The sequence below is a fragment of the Nitratireductor alexandrii genome (assembly GCF_004000215.1).
GTDB lineage: Bacteria > Pseudomonadota > Alphaproteobacteria > Rhizobiales > Rhizobiaceae > Mangrovimarina > Mangrovimarina alexandrii.
In genome coordinates, this window is record NZ_RBVY01000005.1 from 187,128 (window position 1) to 204,387 (window position 17,260).

Annotated in this window: 18 protein-coding genes; 14 read left to right on the forward strand and 4 right to left on the reverse strand. The window is 66.4% G+C overall.

All coding sequences use genetic code 11. From position 1 onward, the window contains the following. The first annotated feature begins 110 nt into the window (after positions 1 to 110). A complete protein-coding gene (locus EP380_RS13115; RefSeq protein ID WP_275069003.1) occupies positions 111 to 1,877 on the forward strand; it encodes an adenylate/guanylate cyclase domain-containing protein in 1,767 nt (588 codons plus the stop codon). Positions 1,878 to 1,923: 46 nt separating this feature from the next. Here the strand turns inward: EP380_RS13115 and EP380_RS13120 are convergent, their stop codons facing one another. The 3 genes from EP380_RS13120 to EP380_RS13130 form a co-directional block, all read right to left on the reverse strand. After that, on the reverse strand, positions 1,924 to 3,306 hold the full coding sequence (locus EP380_RS13120) for an APC family permease (protein WP_238719854.1): 1,383 nt from the start codon (positions 3,304 to 3,306) through the stop codon (positions 1,924 to 1,926). Positions 3,307 to 3,359: 53 nt separating this feature from the next. Beyond that, entirely contained in the window at positions 3,360 to 4,058 is a 699-nt protein-coding gene (locus EP380_RS13125) for a 4Fe-4S dicluster domain-containing protein (protein ID WP_127598939.1), read from the reverse strand. 151 nt (positions 4,059 to 4,209) lie between these two features. Then, a complete protein-coding gene (locus tag EP380_RS13130) occupies positions 4,210 to 5,784 on the reverse strand; it encodes a trimethylamine methyltransferase family protein (protein ID WP_127598940.1) in 1,575 nt (524 codons plus the stop codon). 272 nt (positions 5,785 to 6,056) lie between these two features. Here EP380_RS13130 and EP380_RS13135 point away from each other — a divergent pair, with 272 nt between their 5' ends. The 9 genes from EP380_RS13135 to EP380_RS13175 all read left to right on the forward strand — a co-directional run bounded on the left by EP380_RS13135 (position 6,057) and on the right by EP380_RS13175 (position 15,126). Then, positions 6,057 to 6,755 (forward strand): corrinoid protein, encoded by a 699-nt coding sequence (locus EP380_RS13135; RefSeq protein ID WP_106571839.1) that lies wholly within the window; start codon positions 6,057 to 6,059, stop codon positions 6,753 to 6,755. 191 nt (positions 6,756 to 6,946) lie between these two features. Next, positions 6,947 to 7,576 (forward strand): DUF1638 domain-containing protein, encoded by a 630-nt coding sequence (locus EP380_RS13140; protein ID WP_106571666.1) that lies wholly within the window; start codon positions 6,947 to 6,949, stop codon positions 7,574 to 7,576. Between the two features lie 440 nt (positions 7,577 to 8,016). Next, positions 8,017 to 8,682 (forward strand): exopolysaccharide biosynthesis protein, encoded by a 666-nt coding sequence (locus EP380_RS13145; RefSeq protein ID WP_127598941.1) that lies wholly within the window; start codon positions 8,017 to 8,019, stop codon positions 8,680 to 8,682. Between the two features lie 165 nt (positions 8,683 to 8,847). Then, complete coding sequence (locus EP380_RS13150) at positions 8,848 to 9,150, forward strand: virulence factor (RefSeq protein ID WP_106571664.1); 303 nt, start codon at positions 8,848 to 8,850, stop codon at positions 9,148 to 9,150. Continuing rightward, positions 9,143 to 9,730, forward strand: coding sequence for a methylenetetrahydrofolate reductase C-terminal domain-containing protein (locus EP380_RS13155; RefSeq protein ID WP_106571663.1), 588 nt, complete (start codon positions 9,143 to 9,145; stop codon positions 9,728 to 9,730). The genes EP380_RS13150 and EP380_RS13155 overlap by 8 nt, the downstream gene beginning before the upstream one ends. Further along, a complete protein-coding gene (locus EP380_RS13160; protein ID WP_106571662.1) occupies positions 9,727 to 10,830 on the forward strand; it encodes a methylenetetrahydrofolate reductase in 1,104 nt (367 codons plus the stop codon). Before EP380_RS13155 ends, EP380_RS13160 begins: the two co-directional genes overlap by 4 nt. Before the next feature lie 61 nt (positions 10,831 to 10,891). Then, complete coding sequence (locus EP380_RS13165; protein WP_106571661.1) at positions 10,892 to 11,860, forward strand: methyltetrahydrofolate cobalamin methyltransferase; 969 nt, start codon at positions 10,892 to 10,894, stop codon at positions 11,858 to 11,860. A gap of 169 nt (positions 11,861 to 12,029) precedes the next feature. Continuing rightward, positions 12,030 to 14,099, forward strand: coding sequence for an ASKHA domain-containing protein (locus EP380_RS13170; RefSeq protein ID WP_164749846.1), 2,070 nt, complete (start codon positions 12,030 to 12,032; stop codon positions 14,097 to 14,099). Between the two features lie 82 nt (positions 14,100 to 14,181). Continuing rightward, positions 14,182 to 15,126 (forward strand): alpha/beta hydrolase, encoded by a 945-nt coding sequence (locus tag EP380_RS13175; RefSeq protein WP_127598943.1) that lies wholly within the window; start codon positions 14,182 to 14,184, stop codon positions 15,124 to 15,126. On the opposite strand, the gene EP380_RS13180 is transcribed toward EP380_RS13175, so the two are convergent. Continuing rightward, a complete protein-coding gene (locus EP380_RS13180; protein ID WP_106571658.1) occupies positions 15,104 to 16,003 on the reverse strand; it encodes a LysR substrate-binding domain-containing protein in 900 nt (299 codons plus the stop codon). The genes EP380_RS13175 and EP380_RS13180 overlap by 23 nt on opposite strands. A gap of 118 nt (positions 16,004 to 16,121) precedes the next feature. On the opposite strand from EP380_RS13180, the gene EP380_RS23575 reads away from it, so the two are divergent. From EP380_RS23575 to EP380_RS23580, 4 genes are all read left to right on the forward strand, one after another. Next, on the forward strand, positions 16,122 to 16,277 hold the full coding sequence (locus EP380_RS23575; protein ID WP_158264361.1) for a hypothetical protein: 156 nt from the start codon (positions 16,122 to 16,124) through the stop codon (positions 16,275 to 16,277). 64 nt (positions 16,278 to 16,341) lie between these two features. Further along, a complete protein-coding gene (locus EP380_RS13185; protein ID WP_127598944.1) occupies positions 16,342 to 16,530 on the forward strand; it encodes a hypothetical protein in 189 nt (62 codons plus the stop codon). 80 nt (positions 16,531 to 16,610) lie between these two features. Continuing rightward, complete coding sequence (locus tag EP380_RS23880) at positions 16,611 to 16,745, forward strand: hypothetical protein (protein ID WP_275069004.1); 135 nt, start codon at positions 16,611 to 16,613, stop codon at positions 16,743 to 16,745. A gap of 217 nt (positions 16,746 to 16,962) precedes the next feature. Beyond that, positions 16,963 to 17,103 carry a hypothetical protein gene (locus EP380_RS23580; RefSeq protein ID WP_164749847.1) on the forward strand — a complete coding sequence of 47 codons (141 nt, stop codon included), beginning with the start codon at positions 16,963 to 16,965 and terminating at the stop codon, positions 17,101 to 17,103. The last annotated feature ends 157 nt before the right edge of the window (positions 17,104 to 17,260 follow it).

Sequence of the window (17,260 nt, forward strand, 5' to 3'; positions counted from 1 at the left end):
CCCGCGACCGGACTGGCATCATCGCCCCGCCCGCCCGTTCGGCCAATGGACTTTGCCCGGAGCGCCCGATAATTTTGGACAGACTCGACAGCCATGGAAAGGCCCGCCCCGTGAGCCAGCACCGCGTGCAGCGTCGGCTAGCCGCCATTCTGGTTGCCGACATCGTCGGCTACAGCCGCATGATGCGCGCCGACGAGGCGGCGACGCTGTCGCGGCTGAAGCGGTTGCGCGGCGATTTGCTCGACCCCAGGATCACCGAATATGGCGGCCGACTGGTCAAGTCGACCGGAGACGGACTGCTCGCCGAGTTCCCCAGCGCCGTGGACGCGGTCCAGTATGCCGTCGACGTCCAGGACGCGATCGCGGCGGCGGATCCGGGTTCGGACGGCGACCCGATGCGCCTGCGCATCGGCATCAATCTCGGCGACGTGGTGGTCGAGGGCGACGACCTGCTGGGCGACGGCGTCAATGTCGCGGCCAGGATCGAAAGCATCGCCCGGCCGGGCGGCATCTGCATCTCCGCCTCGGTCTACGACCAGGTCCGCCACAAGCTCGATCTCGATTTCGAGGATCGCGGCCTGCGCGAGGTCAAGAACATCGCCGAACCGGTGCGCACCTACGCGGTCAATCCGAAAAGCCTCGCCCGCAACGCCGGCGCCGCCGCCGACGACGAGCGCCTGGTGATCGCCGACGCACCGTCGATCGCGGTGCTGCCGTTCGACAATATGAGCGGCGATGCCGAACAGGATTATTTCTCCGACGGCATCACCGAGGACATCATCACCGATCTGTCGAAGGTCTCGCGGCTGATGGTGATCGCCCGCAACTCTTCCTTCACCTACAAAGGCCGCGCCGTCGACGTGAAGCAGGTGGCGCGCGAACTCGGCGTGCGCCACGTCCTGGAAGGCTCGGTGCGCAAGGCCGGCAACCGCGTCCGGGTGACGGCGCAGCTGATCGACGGCGCGACCGGCGGCCATGTCTGGGCCGAGCGCTACGACCGTGTGCTGGAGGATATTTTCGCCATCCAGGACGAGATCACCCTGGCGATCGTCGACGAATTGAAGGTCAGGCTCGACCTCGGCGAGAAGGATCGGCTCGGCACCAAGCCCTCGGCCAATGTCGAGGCCTACGACATGGCCCTGCACGGCCGCGAGAAGCTCATGGCCAGCGTCAGCCCGGCCAGCAAGGACGAGGCGATCGCCATGTTCGAACGGGCGCGCGCGCTCGATCCCGATTTCGTCGCCCCCTATGTCGGCCTCGCCTTCGCTCACCTCATGAGCTACACCAACGCCTGGCCGCCCGACCCGGACGCCTCGCTCGACCACGCCCTCGACCTGGCGCACAAGGCGATCGACCTCGACGCCAACGACCCCCTGGCCAGCCGCGCCTATGCGGTCGCGCTGTTGTGGAAGCGCCGTCTCGACGAGGCCTGCGGGGAATTGGGCCGGGCAACGGCGCTGGCGCCCAACGACTCCGAGCTCCTGGCCACGCGCGGCAACATGCTGGTCTATATGCATGAGCCCGACGCGGCGGTGGAAAGCCTGGAAAAGGCGATCCGCCTCGACCCGCTCTATCCCGACATGTGGCTGCATTTCCTGGGCCACGCCTATTTCATGAAGGGCGATTACGAAACGGCGGCGCGCTATCTGCGCGAGCGCATTCTCAGGCAGCCCGACACCGACCTCTCCCGTACCATGCTCGCCTCCGCCTACGGCCATCTCGGCCGCGTCGACGAGGCGCGCCGACTGTGGAACGAGGTGTTCGAGGTCAATCCGCACTATTCGCTGGAACAGAAGGAGCGGGTCCTGCCCTACAAGGATCCGTCGGACTGGAACCGCTTCGTCGACGGCTTAAAAAAAGCCGGGCTGCCGCGCTGACGCCGGCGCCGTTCAGGCGCCGCCACCGCCCAGCGGCAGCCCCGCCTCAGCCGCGCTCCCGCGCCCGGCCCGTTCCGCGCTCGACAAGCACCGTCATCAGCCACAGCCCGATCCCGATCGAGATCAGCACCGCCGCGATTTTATACTGGACCGGGTCGCGCCCCGTCCACGGCCCGGCGAGAAAGGCACACGAGGCCGCGCCAAGGACCGGCAGCGCCGTCGGCGCCTTGAAATGGCTGTGCGCCACGGGATCGCGCCGCAGCACCAGCACCGCGACATTGACCACCGTGAACACGCCCAGAAGCAGCAGCGCCGTGGTTCCCCCGAGCGCCGGCACGCCGCCGCCGAACCCGAGCAGACCGAATGCCAACAGCGTGGTGAACCCGATTGCCACATGCGGCGTGCGCCGGCCGGCATGCACCCGCCCGAGCAGCGCCGGCAGCACCCGCTCGCGGCTCATGCCATAAAGCAGCCGGCTTGCCATCAACATGTTGATCAACGCCGAATTGGCCACGGCGAACATGGTGATGAAGCCGAACAGGCCGACTGGAAAGGACGGCGCGCCCGCCTGCACCACCTTCAGCAACGGCGCCTCGCCCTCGCCCAGTTCGTCCGGCGGCACCAGCACGACAGCCGAGATCGAGACCAGCATGTAGACCAGCCCGGTGATCAGCAGGCCGGCCAAAAGCACCTTGGGAAAAATACGGCTCGGGTCCCGGCACTCCTCGGCCATGTTGACGGAGTCCTCGAAGCCGACCATGGCGAAGAAGGCGAGCGTGGTTGCCCCGACCACCGACCAGACGACGCCCTGTCCGGGCACGGTCTTGAACTCCAGCACCCGGCCGAGATCGCCTTGCCCGGCGCCGATCGCCCAGAACCCGATCACGACGATGATCAGCAAGCCGCTGAGCTCGACCATGGTCAGCACGACGTTCAGTTTCACGCTTTCGCTGACCCCGCGAAAATTGACCAGCGCGATAATCGCCATGAAGACGAGCCCGGCCAGCGTCAGGCCGGCACCGTCCCGCAGCCCGAGGTCGAACGCTTCCGACAGATTGGCCGCGAAGGCGCGCGAGGCGGTCGACGCCGACGTGATGCCCGAACTCATCACCGCGAAAGCGACGATGAAGGTCAGGAAGTGGATGCCGAACGCCTTGTGCGTATAGAGCGCGGCCCCGGCGGCCCTCGGATATTTGGTGACGAGTTCCAGATAGGAGAACGCCGTTACCAGCGCGACCGCGAACGCCACCAGAAAGGGCAGCCACACGGCGCCGCCGACCTGGTTCGCCACCTTGCCGGTCAAGGCGTAAATGCCGGTGCCGAGAATGTCGCCGACGATGAACAGCAGCAAGAGCCAGGGCCCCATCACGCGGCGAAGGCCCGGTCCCTCGGCGCCGTCACCGGTCAAGGGGGCCGAATGCGTCTCCATGCTCGATCTCTCCATGTCCGGCGCGCAGGGCGCTCGATGCGCGCCCGGCCGGTTTATCGATCGACTGGAGCGCCGGCAAATGCGCGCATGTGGAAAGCCTGCTGGGCGTCGTCGTAACGCCAGCCGGCGCCGACCGGGCAGGCAAGCCGCGCCAGGCAGCCACGGCCGAGACAGGCACCGCCACGGCCGGAGCGCAGATGGGCAAGACAGGCGTCGGGGTCGTGACGGCTCGCCGAGACCGCATCGGCCGGGCAAGCAAAAAGACAAGGTTTTTCGACACATGCGTCACAGGCGTGAATCATCGCCTGAGGACGGGCCTCCGCCACTCGTGTCTCGAACAGCAGCGCCCCGCGATAGGCGTGCCACAGGCCGTATTCGGGATGGATCAGGATGCCGAGCGGCGACGGCTTCAGCCCCTCCGCGCGCATCGCCCAGCGCTGGAACGGCAAAAACGGTTTTTCGAACGGAAACACCGCCCGTGCCGAAAATCTTTTGGCGATCGTGCCGATCGTTGCGCGCGACCAGCAATCGAGCGGGTCGGCCAGAGCCGCCGGCTGTGCGGCGCGCCAGCGCGAAATATGCTGCCAGATGGCCGACCCGGCATGGCCGACCAGCACCACCGCTGTGGCCTCCGCCCCCGAAGGACCGGCCGGCGCCGCCTCGTCATCGTCGAACACGAAGCCGCCGCGCGCCATCAGCCCATGCGCGGCGAGCGCCCCCGCCAGGCTTTCGCCCGCCGACCCGGCAACCATCACCGCACACGCTCAATAATGCCCGGCAACAGCTTCCGCACCGGCCGCCTCGCGCGCATGCCTACCCTCCGTCCGGCCCCTTGATGGCGGAGCGCCAGACCTCCTTGTGGATGATGTCGGCCACTTTAGCCCGGCCGTCCTCGGGCTTCTTTCACGTGAAGGCGTCGGGCATCGACTCCTTCTTCTGGGCCACGAACGCGTTCAGCGCCTCGGCGATGCCCTGGTCGAGAGCCGGTGCCTCGTAGCCTTCGAGCCAGCGCCGTGCAAGCCCGTTGGCACGCTGCGGCGCGGTCTTCTCGCCCTCGGCCTGCCATTGCTCGAAGGAATTGTTGTCGGCGATCGAGGAGCGATAGAAAGCGGTCTGGAAATTGGCCTGGGTGTGCGCGCAGCCGAGATAGTGGCTGCCCGGCCCGACCTCGCGGATGGCGTCCATGGCCTGGCCGTTCTCCGACAGGTCGACGCCGGCCGCGAGCTTTTGCGCCATGCCGAGCTGGTCGACGTCCATCACGAATTTTTCGTAGCAGGAGGCCAGCCCCCCCTCCAGCCAACCGGCCGAATGCAGCACGAAATTGGTGCCGGCAAGCAGGGTCGCGTTGAGCGTGTTGGCGCTTTCATAGGCCGCCTGCGCGTCCGGCACCTTGGAAGCGCACAACGAGCCGCCGGTTCGGAACGGCAGGCCGAGGCGCCGGGCAAGCTGCGCCGCGCCGTAGGAGACCAGCGCCGGCTCCGGCGTGCCGAAGGTCGGCGCGCCCGACTGCATGGAAATCGAGGAGGCGAAGGTGCCGAACAGGACTGGCGCGCCCGGCCGCACGAGCTGGGTAAACGCCGCCCCCGCCATCACTTCCGCCAGCACCTGGGTCAGGGTTCCGGCGACCGTCACCGGGCTCATCGCTCCGGCCAGGATAAAGGGCGTGACGATCGTGGCCTGATTGTTGCGGGCATAGACCTTGGCCGCGCCCAGCATGGTCTCGTCGAACACCATCGGCGAATTGGCGTTGATCAGGTTGATGACGACCGTGTTGTGCTCGACGAATTCCGCCCCGAACAGGATCTTGCACATCTCGACCGTGTCCTGCGCCCGCTCGGGCGCGGTCACCGAGCCCATGAACGGCTTGTCGGACAAGGTCATGTGCGCCAGCACCATGTCGAGATGGCGCTTGTTGACCGGCACATCGACCGGCTCGCACACCGTGCCGCCGGAATGGTGGATCGAGGGCGCGAGATAGGCGAGTTTCACGAAATTGCGAAAATCCTCGATGGTGGCGTAACGGCGCTTGCCGTCGAGGTCGCGCACGAAGGGCGGCCCGTAAACCGGCGCGAAAACCGTCGCGTCGCCGCCGATCTCGACCGAACGCGCCGGATTGCGGGCGTGCTGGGTGAAGACGGAGGGCGCGCTCTTCAACAGCGCCCGGCACAGGCCCTTGGGGAAATGCACCCGCTCGCCTTTCACCTCGGCGCCAGCGTCGCGCCAAAGCTGCAAGGCCTCGGCGTCGTCGCGGAACTCGATGCCGATCTCCTCCAGCACCCGGTCGGCATTGGCCTCGATCAGCGCCAAGCCTTCCTCGTCCAGCACCTCATAGGGCCGGATCTTGCGGTGGATGAAGGCCTGTTGGGCACCGGGCCCGCCTCCCGACCGCGCCGCCCGCCGCGCCGCCGCGCCGCCACGATCGCCGCGCGCGCGCCGTGATGCGCCGGCCTCCTGCTCGACTGCCAGATTCTCGACCATCGACTGACTTCCCGAAAGTGGTTGCGGGCCGGTCGCCGCGGCTCTGCGCGACCGCGCCGGCCCTTTGAGCGGATCGTATTCATCGCCCTTGGCCAAACCGTCCCGCAAACGCCAAGTGCTGTCGCAAAATCGACAGAAAAGCGCGAAAAAATTCAGTCGCTTTCGTATTGGCGAACGTCGCAATTCGGCTATGCGTCAACCCGCCATGACGAATACACATGGTGAGCGTGCCGGTATCTGTGATGACCGGTTCGCATGCTTGGGAGGCGCCGATGTCCGATGATGAAATCATCCTCTCCGAACTCGACGACGAAGAACTCGTGCAGCAGATGCACGACGATCTTTATGACGGGTTGAAGGAGGAAATCGAGGAAGGAACCCGCATCCTCCTCGATCGCGGCTGGCTGCCCTACAAGGTGCTCACCGAGGCGCTCGTGGAGGGTATGCGCATCGTCGGCGAGGATTTCCGCGACGGGATCCTGTTCGTGCCGGAGGTCCTGCTTTCGGCCAACGCGATGAAGGCGGGCATGGCGATCCTGCGCCCGCTACTGGCCGCCACCGGCGCCCCCAAACAGGGCAAGATGGTGATCGGCACCGTCAAGGGCGACATCCACGACATCGGCAAGAACCTCGTCGGCATGATGATGGAGGGCGCCGGCTTCGACGTGGTCGATCTCGGCATCAACAATCCGGTGGAAAAATATCTCGAGGCGCTGGAAACCGAAAAGCCCGACATTCTCGGCATGTCGGCGCTTTTGACCACGACCATGCCCTATATGAAGGTCGTTATCGACGCGATGAAGGAAAAGGGCATCCGCGACGATTTCATCGTGTTGGTGGGCGGCGCGCCTTTGAACGAGGATTTCGGCAAGGCGGTCGGCGCCGACGCCTATTGCCGCGACGCCGCGGTGACGGTCGAAACGGCCAAGGACATGATCAAGCGCAAGCACAATATCCGCGCGTCGGCCTGATCGCCCGCCCTGCGCCCACCTGGCGCCCGGCCGGGCTCAGTCGCCGCCGCCGTCGGCATACTGGTCGGGCGAAGCGCAGCCGGAAACCGTCAGGCCACCGGCAAGCGTCAGCACAACGGTAAGCGAGGCGATCAATTTGGCCATGGCACTGCCTTTCGAGAAGGTGGAACGAACCGCAACGGGATCGTAACATGACATACCCGCATCCCCCTTCCCCGCACGCGCACAGGATGCTGGTGATCGGGTGCGGCATGATCGCCCGCGAAATCCTCGCGGTCAAACAACAGCTCGGCCTCGACCATCTCGACCTCACCTGCCTGCCGGCCGAACTCCATTATTATCCCGACCGCATTCCCGCCGCGATGGACAAGGCGATCGAAAAAGCCAGGGCCGACGGCTATCAGGACATTTTCGTCGGGTATGCCGATTGCGGCACCGGCGGGCTTTTGGACAAGATTTGCGCAAAGCACGGCGTCGAGCGGCTGGCCGGGCCGCACTGCTTCGCCCTTTATCAGGGACTCGCCGCGTTCGACACGGTTGCCGAAGACGACATGATGGCCTTTTACATGACGGACTTTCTGTGCCGCCATTTCGAGACCTTCTTCCTCAAGCCGCTCGGCCTCGACCGTCACCCCGAGCTGATCAAGGACTTTTTCGGCAATTACGAAAAGGTGGTCTATCTCGCCCAGACCGACGATCCCGCTCTCGACCGGGTCGCCGAACGGGCCGCGCAGATGCTCGGTCTGGCCTATGAACGCCGCGCGACCGGCTATGGCGAACTGCCCCAGGCGCTCGCCACCGCCTACAGCCCGGCAGGTTAGCGCCGGACCGGAAAACGCCCGGCCGAAACCGCGCCGGCCTGGCGCGCGAGATCATACCCCCGACCAACGGACCACCCGCTCAAGCGGCGCGACACGATCGCGCTGGTCTCGAAAGCGCCGGATTCCACATCTATCCGATCGGTCGCAGCCGGCGTCTTGCGTTTGTGTCGGTGGCCGTCCACCCGCCCGCAACGGGTGTTGGGGCAGGCGCGCCGGCGTCGGTCGCGGTTTGCGGCACGGCGGCGAGCTGCGGGGGATTTTCCCGCGCCACGGCGCGCGACGCGACTTTTTCGGATCGAGCCGTTAAGGACAGGCTGTTGACTGGTTTGCACGGCCGCGATTTGCGGCAGCGTCACAATGGGTTAACCGCTCGCGGCCTATACTGGCCGGCGAGGCCTGGACTGGGACGACGGTGAAGGCGACACGGACAAAAACGGAACATGGACACCTTTAGCGACATGGCGGTGGAACCGCGGCCCGTGCGCCGCAGACGCCCGCGCCGGCTGTCGGAGGTCTTTGCCCGGCTCGCGGCGGAAGCCGACGGCCCCGTCACCATCGGCCAGATACGCGACGCGCTCGGCGACCGTTCCTTTGCCGCCCTGCTGGTTTTCTTCGCCGCCTTCAACCTGCTGCCGCTGCCGCCTGGCGCCTCGGTGTTCCTGGGCGCGCCGCTGATCATCGTGTCGGCGCAGATGGTGGCCGGCAGCAGCACCGCCTGGCTGCCGCGTTTTTTGATGCGCAAATCGCTGAGCCAGGCGCAGTTTCGGGCCCTGTCGGAGCGACTGATACCGCGCATGGTGCGACTCGAGACCCTGATCCGGCCGCGTTACTGGCCGTTCTGGCGCCGTCGGGGCGACCGCGTGATCGGCGTGATCGCGCTGATCCTGGCGATCGCCGTCGTGTTGCCGGTGCCGCTCGGCAACTGGCTGCCCGCCTTCGCCACCGCGCTCGTCGGGCTGGCCATGTCGGAGCGCGACGGCATTCTGTTCGCGATCGCCGTCATTGTCGGCATCGCCTCTTTGATCGTGATCGCGCTGGTCATCGCCTCGGCCGGCGCCGTTTTGCACCTGGTCTTCGCCCAGGCCGGGTCGGCGGGCTGGTGGTGAGTTAGCCGCCCCGGCGCCTGGCACGGAGCGCCGGGCCCGCACCGCCCCGACCACGCCCCCGCCCTGCAGCGACGTCGCATTTGAATGGCCAGGCGTCGTCTCATAACAAGCGGCGCCCGAAGCGTTGCGGCAATGCTCCGCCAGTACCATTGCGGAGTCGGGCCGATGGCTGACCTGATCGTCGTTTACTGGCGGGATATTCCGGCTCAGGTGATTGTCCGGAAGGGCCGGGCCAATGCCAAGCGAGAATTGCCGACCCGCTTCACCGAAGCCATCGACATGGCCGCCATGCGCTCGGGCGCGGCCGACACCGACGCCTATCTCGCCGAATGGCGCAAGGCCGACCCCGTCAGCGTCGGCGACGATCTGGAGGCCGAGGCCGACAAGGCAGCCGCCGCCCTCGAGGCCGATTACGACAAGCCGCGCCTCGTCGCGCTCGCCAAGCAGGGAGGGCGCGCCGATGGCTGAACACACGGCAAAGGTCACGCTCGCCACCCGCATCCGCAAGGCCGCCGCCCGCAAGGACTATCGTCCCGCCGATGTGTCGCCGCAGCGCCGGGTGCAGCGGCGCTATTCCATGCGGCTGTGGTCGGTGCGCCATGCCCGCTTTCTCGAGCGGCTCTACGATGTTTTCGCCGGCGCCTTCCTGCTGCTGCACCCGTTCTGGAAAGCGGTCGGCTACGCCCGCGCGGAAGCGCCGGTGAAGTTCGTCGAGAAGCGGGTCAAGGGCCTGTTGTTCGACTGCCGCATGTGCGGCCAGTGCGTGCTGTCGTCGACCGGCATGTCGTGCCCGATGAACTGCCCCAAGCAATTGCGCAACGGCCCCTGCGGCGGCGTGCGCGCCAACGGCCATTGCGAGGTCGAGCCCGACATGCCCTGCGTGTGGGTCAAGGCGTGGGAAGGCTCGCGCGCCATGGCCGGCGGCGATGCCATCCTGACCGTCCAGAAACCCGTCGACCAGTCCCTGCGCGAAACCTCGGCCTGGCTGCGGGTCACCGCCGAAACCGCTGCCGAGCGCGCGCGGGACCGCGCGGGAGAAGCGGCATGAGCACGCACCGCCCCGTCCAACCCGACGAGAATCCGGCCGGCATCGACCTGCCGCTCGACCCGCTGCCCGGCCATTCCTCGCTCGGCCGGCTCGAACGCGTCCTCAGGCGCGGCGAATTCGCCGTTACCGCCGAGCTCAACCCGCCCGACAGCGCCAACCCGTACGAGGTCTACGAGCGCGCGGCGATTTTCGACGGCTGGGTCGACGGCATCAATGCCGTCGATGCGTCCGGCGCCAACTGCCATATGTCCTCGGTCGGCATCTGCGCGCTTTTGACCCGTATGGGTTACACGACCATCTTGCAGATTTCGTGCCGGGACCGGAACCGCATCGCCATCCAGGGCGATGTGCTGGGTGCGGCCGCAATGGGGGTGTGCAACGTTCTGTGCCTGACCGGCGACGGGGTGCAGGCCGGCGACCAGCCGGGCGCCAAGCCGGTCTTCGACCTCGACTGCATGTCGCTCTTGGAGACCGTGCGCATCATGCGCGACAAGGCGAAATTCCTCTCCGGTCGCAAGCTGACCGCGCCGCCGGCCATGTTTTTGGGCGCGGCAATCAACCCCTTCGCCCCACCGCACGATTTTCGCGCGCACCGGCTCGCCAAGAAGGTCGCCGCCGGCGCCCAGTTCGTGCAGAGCCAATATTGCTACGACGTCCCGATGTTTCGCGACTACATGCAAAAGGTCGGCGATCTCGGCCTTCTCGACGAGGTGTTCGTGCTGTGCGGCGTCGGCCCGCTGGCGTCCGCGCGCACTGCGCGCTGGATGCGCGCCAACGTACCGGGCGTGCACATTCCCGATCACATCATCGCGCGTCTGGAAGGCGCCGCCGACCAGAAGGCGGAAGGCAAGCGGCTGTGCATCGACATCATCAACGAGGTCAAGGAGATCAAGGGCGTGTCCGGGATCCACGTCATGGCGTACCGGCAGGAAGAGTTCGTGGCCGAAATCGTGCACGAATCGGGCGTTCTCAAGAGCCGCAAGCCGTGGAAGCGCGAAGCCCGCGCCGACGATGTGATTGTGGCCGAGCGGCTTGAGCATCTCCTGCATGACGAAGGCGGCGAAACCCCGCAACAAATCGTGAAAGAGGCTGCCAACTGATGGCGCCGACTCAACCAGCAACCCAATCGGCACGGCCCCGGCCGTACCCCCGGAGACAAGCATGACCCGCACCATCGTCGCTTCGGCACGCAAGGAAATCGTCATCGGCTTCGACCAGCCGTTCTGCGTTATCGGCGAGCGCATCAATCCGACCGGACGCAAGAAACTGGCGGCCGAGATGGTCGAGGGCAATTTCGACACGGTGCGCAGCGACGCCCGCGCCCAGGTCGCCGCCGGCGCGACCATGCTCGACGTCAATGCCGGCGTCACCGCCGTCGACCCCAACGCCACCGAGCCGGCGCTGCTGGTCCAGACCCTTGAGATCGTCCAGGATCTCGTCGACGTGCCGCTGTCGATCGACAGTTCCGTGACCGCCGCGATCGAGGCCGCGCTCCAGGTCGCCAAGGGCCGGCCGCTGGTCAATTCCGTTACCGGCGAGGAGGAAAAGCTCGAGGCGATCCTGCCGCTGGTCAAGAAATACGACGTGCCGGTGGTGGCGATCTCCAATGACGAAACCGGCATTTCCATGGATCCCGACGTGCGTTTCGCCGTCGCCAAGAAAATCGTCGAGCGCGCCATGGATCACGGCATCAAGGCCGAGGACGTCGTCGTCGACCCGCTGGTCATGCCGATCGGGGCGCTCGGCGACGCCGGCCGGCAGGTTTTCGCCTTGCTGCGCCGGCTGCGCGAGGAACTGAAGGTCAACACCACCTGCGGCCTGTCCAACATCTCCTTCGGCCTGCCGCATCGTCACGGCATCAACGCCGCCTTCATCCCCATGGTGATCGGCGCCGGCATGACCTCGGCGATCATGAACCCCTGCCGGCCGCAGGAGATGGAGGCCGTGCGCGGCGCCAACGTGCTGGCCGGCACCGACAGGGACTGCGCCACCTGGATCAGGACCTACAAGGACTACAAACCCGCCGAGGGCGGCAACGCGGCCGCCGCACCGGCCGGCGGCGGCGAAGGCGCCGCTTCGGGCGGCCGGCGCCGCGGCGGGCGCGAGGCGCGCATGGGTGCGCGGGGATAGGAAGGCGCAGTCGCATGACCGCACACCCCGCAATATCGCATGCGCAACGTCACGCAGGCTTCGCCTTCGGCCCGACGGAAATGATCGCGCTGTCGGAGCGCGGCGGCGGGCATGGCATACGGTGTGAACCGGTGATCCCGAGTCGCGCCTTGAACACGGATCGATGCTCATGAACCCGCCGCCAAACCTCACGGATCCGCTGGTGCTGTTCATGCCGTCCGGCAAGCGCGGGCGGTTCCCCAAGGGCACGCCGATCCTCGACGCCGCACGCGAGCTCGGCGTCTATGTCGAGAGCGTGTGCGGCGGTCGCGCCACCTGCGGCCGCTGCCAGATCGAGGTGCAGGAAGGTCAGTTCGCCAAGCACAAGATCGTCTCCTCGCTCGACAACATATCCGCCATGGGCGGCAAGGAGCGCCGCTACGCGGAAAAACGCGGCCTGGCCGACGGCCGCCGCCTGTCATGCTCGGCCACCATCGAGGGCGACCTGGTCGTCGACGTGCCCCAGGATACGGTCATCAACGCCCAGGTGGTGCGCAAGTCGCCGATCGAGCGCACCATCGAGCGAAACCCGGCGGTGCAGCTTTGCTACGTCGAGGTCGACGAACCGGACATGCACAAGCCGCTCGGCGATCTCGACCGCTTGAAGGCGGTGCTGGAGCGCGACTGGGGCTGGGAGGACCTCTTGGTCTCCCAGCATATCATTCCGACCGTGCAGGCGACCCTGCGCAAGGGCAATTGGGGCGTGACGGCCGCCATCCACCAGGACCTGGAGTCCTCGCGTCCCACCATCATCGCGCTGTGGCCCGGTCTTCACAACGAGGCCTACGGCATCGCCTGCGACATCGGCTCGACCACCATCGCCATGCATCTGGTGTCGCTCCTGTCGGGCCGCATCGCCGCCTCCTCGGGCACGTCGAACCCGCAGATCCGCTTCGGCGAGGACCTGATGAGCCGGGTCTCCTACGTGATGATGAACCCGGACGGGCGCGTGGCCATGACCAAGGCGGTGCGCGGCGCCGTCAACGCGTTGATCGAGAAGGTCTGCCGGGAGGGCGGCGTCGACCAGGACGACATTCTCGATGCGGTGTTCGTCGGCAATCCGATCATGCACCATCTGTTCTTGGGCATCGACCCGACCGAACTGGGCCAGGCCCCGTTCGCGCTCGCCGTGTCGGGCGCCGTCCACAGCTGGGGCAGCGAGCTCGGCCTGGCGATCAATTTCGGCGCGCGCGTCTACGTGCTGCCGTGTATCGCAGGCCATGTCGGGGCGGACGCGGCCGGCGCCGTCTTGTCCGAACAGCCGCACCATCAGGACCGCATGATGCTGATGGTGGATGTCGGAACCAATGCCGAGATCGTTCTCGGCAACAGCCAGAGGGTGGTCGCCGCCTCCTCCCCGACCGGTCCCGCCTTCGAAGGGGCCGAAATCACCTCCGGGCAGCGCGCCGCCCCCGGCGCCATCGAGCGCGTGCGCATCGACAAGGATACGCTGGAGCCGCGTTTCACCATTATCGGCTCGGATCTGTGGTCCGACGACGCGGGTTTCGAGGCCGACGCAGCCCGGCTCGGCATCACCGGGATCTGCGGCTCCGCCATCATCGAGGTGGTGGCCGAAATGTATCTTGCCGGCATCATGTCCGAGGACGGCGTCATCAACGGCGCTCTGGCGGCAAAGAGCCCGCGCATCGTCGCTGACGGGCGAACCTGGTCCTACGTGCTGCACGAGGGCAAGCAGCGCATTCTCATCACCCAGACCGACGTGCGCGCCGTCCAGCTCGCCAAGGCCGCTCTCTACGCCGGCATCCGCCTGTTGATGGAAAAGCTCGGCATCGACCATGTCGACACGATCCGCTTCGCCGGCGCCTTCGGCTCCTTCATCGACCCCAAATACGCGATGGTGCTTGGCCTGATCCCCGATTGCGAGCTTTCCGAGGTCAAGGCGGTCGGCAACGCCGCCGGCACCGGCGCGCTGATGGCGCTGCTCAACCGCGACTATCGCCGCGAGATCGAGGAGGTGGTGCGGCGCATCGAAAAGATCGAAACCGCACTCGAGCCGCGGTTCCAGAACCACTTCATCCATGCCATGGCCCTGCCCAACAAGGTCGACCCCTTCCCCAAACTCGCCGCGCAGGTCGCGCTGCCGCCGAAAGCGGAGCCCGCCTCCGACGCCGAGCCCGGCCAGGTTACGCCGCGCCGGCGTTCGCGCGAGGAGCGCGCCGCGCGCCGTGTGCGCGGCTGAGCGCCCTCTATAGCGATCGCCGCCGCGCTTGACGGCGACGCCCAGGCGTCATTCACTTCCGCACATATGAGCGGAGAACAATATGCCCAGCCTGAAAAGCCGCCTCGTCGCGCTGGTTCTCAAACATACCCGCAAGAAATCGTTCCGCTCGGCCGCGGCGCTGCACAAGCGCATCGCCGCCGCACGCGAAACGGAGGATCACCGCCCGCCCCAGGCGATCCGCCAGAGGCTTGCGATCGAGACGCGACAGGTCGACGGCTTTCCCGTCTACGAGGTCGCCCCGCCAGCACCGCGCGGCGAAGGCCGGCTGGTCTATTTCCACGGCGGCGCCTATTGTTTCGAGATCACGCCGTTTCACTGGAACCTGATCGCCGAACTGGCCGAGCGGCTCGCGATCCGGATCACCGTGCCGATCTATCCGCTCGCCCCCGAGCACGACATTCACGCCATGTTCGGCATGGCAATGAGCCTCTATCGGCAAATGCTGCAGCAAGTTCCGGCGCGCACGATCCTGTTTGCCGGCGATTCGGCCGGCGGCAACATGGCGCTGGTGCTGACCATGATGGCCGCGCGGGAGGGCCTGCCCCTGCCCGCCGCGCATCTTCTGATTTCGCCCGGCCTCGACATGACCATGACCAATCCGCAGGTCGAGGCGGCCGCCCGGCACGATCCCTGGCTCGACATCGCAGGCGGGCTGGAGGCGGTACGCCTTTATGCGGCCGGCCTCGACTTTGCCGACTGGCGCATCAGCCCGCTTTACGGCGATCTGTCGGTCCTGCCGCCAAGTCTCGTCTTTTCCGGCACGCGCGACCTGCTTTATCCCGACACGCGGGTTTTCGTCGACAAGGCCCGTCGCGCCGGCGTCGACATCGACCTCGTCACCGGCGAAAAGATGTTCCATGTCTGGCCGCTGATCGACATGCCGGAAGCGCGCCGGGCCCGCGATCGCATGGTCGCCTTCCTGTCCAACCAGCTTGCGGCGCACCAGGCGGAACCGGCGCTGGTCAAAACCGCCCCGTCGTCTTGAACGCCTCGAAGGTCGCGCGAATATGGTCGGCGGCCGCGCGCACCGGCGCGCTCGCCTCCGGCGCGATCATCATGGCGAGATTGTAGGCGTTGAGCTCGGGCATGCCGTCCTTGGGGCCGAGCGCCACCAGGTCGCCCCCGATGAAGGACCGGGGCAGAGGCGCCACGGCAAGGTCGGCCAGGATCGCGGCGCGTTGGCCGGCCGTATGCGCGCTCATATAGGCAACGCGGTAATTGCGGCCCTGCGTGCTGAGCGCGTCGAGCGCATTGGCCCGCCAGATGCAACCTTCCTCCCACAGCGACACCGGCAGCGGCTCGCGCAGATGCGCCGAACCGCCGCGCGCACCGCCCCATACCACCGGCTCGGTCAGAAGAATTTCCGCCTCTTCCGGCGCCGTCTTCGCGCAACAGGTGATGATGATGATGTCGAGCTGGCGCTCGGCCATGCGCCGTTTCAGATTCACGCTCTGGTCGATCGTGACGTCGACGGCGATCGCCGGATGGGTTTCGGCAAACCGCCGCAGCACCGCAGGCAGCACCCGCTCGCCATAGTCGTCCGGCGAGCCGAGACGTACCACGCCGGTAATGTCGGGGACGATGAATTTGGAAACCGCCTCGCGATTGATCGCCAGAAGCCGGCGCGCATAGCCGAGCAGCAACTCGCCATCATTGGTCAGGGTCACCGAGCGCGCATCCCGCGTGAAGACCGCGCGGCCGAGCGTCTCCTCGAGCTTCTTGATCTGCATGGACACGGCCGATGGCGTGCGGAATACCGCGCTTGCCGCCATCGTGAAGCTGCCCGTCTCGGCGATCGCCACGAAGGTGCGCAGCACGTCCAGCTCGAGCAGCGGAAGGGGATGATTGAGGGGAGCGGTCATGACATCTTTCAGTTTTATTGAACCAATGCCTCACTTCATTTCGTTTGAGTGAAGCGAAAAACGTTCCCATAGTCAAGTTCGAAACCGGCAGGAGCCGCCGGAACGAAGGAGACGAACAATGTTGCCGCAAACCGCATTCGTGCATTTGGTCGAAGGTCTGTCCATCGCCCGCGCCTACACCGACACGACCGATCGGCGCCCCGGCGCGGCGTCGCCGCAGCCGATTCGCTGGCATCACCGGTTTACGCATCGCCTGGCGCGGCGGCGTTCTTGACGCCCCGACCCCGGCGCGAGCGATCGCCCGATCGACCCGACCCGTTTCAAAAAAGGAGATCGACATGTCCATGTTCGGCACCGTCGGCCGTATGGTCCACGCCTATATGCAAATGCGCAGGTTGAACCGCAACGAGCGCATCGTTGCCGCCCTGCCGCCCGAGATCCAGAAGGATATCGGCTGGCCCGACCTCGGAGGGCATCCCGCCCAAAATCGCCAGGATCCGCGGTTCTTGCAATTGCCGCGCTCGTGAGATTGGCGCCAAAATGGCGGCCGGCTTCGCCGACCGGGCACCGGCCGCCCCCTCCGCCCGGTTTCTTCAAGGACAAGACGATGCGTGCCCTGACCGTTCTGCGCGATTTCCTCGCCGAATTCGACGCCATCTGGGACCACGCCCGCACCGGGCGCGACCCGCGCCGGCGCCCGGCGAAGGGCACAAGCCGCGCAAAAACGACATGGCACGCATGATAAACGCGCATGGCGGCGGCCTATACTTTTAACAGATTGTTTTCATTATATTTTCGAAAACAGCTTTTCCATGGACCGATGTCGCATTTCGCATGGTCCGCTTCGCATTTTCAGTAGCGGGCCGGACTGGCCATACCTATATGTCGGCCATAGCGAGGTGCCCCACTCCAATGCGCGAAGGCAAACCCGTACGACCTCTAATGTATGGAGAACTGTCATGAAGCTTTTCGCCCGCATGTTCGCCGGTCACCGCAACGGCAACCTCACCACCGTTTTCGAACGCCAGCGTCTGAGCAAGACCATGCCCGGCCAGACCGGCGCCCTGGCTGCGTCGCGCCTCGGTTACATCGTCAACTGACGCCGAAATTCCTGCGGGCGCAGCCGCCCGTACCATGATCGAAAACACGCCCGCTCCGGCAATTTCCGGACGGGCGTTTTTCGTAAAACACGGACAGGCGGCGGCGGCGCATCGGCCGCTTTGGGTCGGGATGGAATCGAGGCCACCAAAATATTCA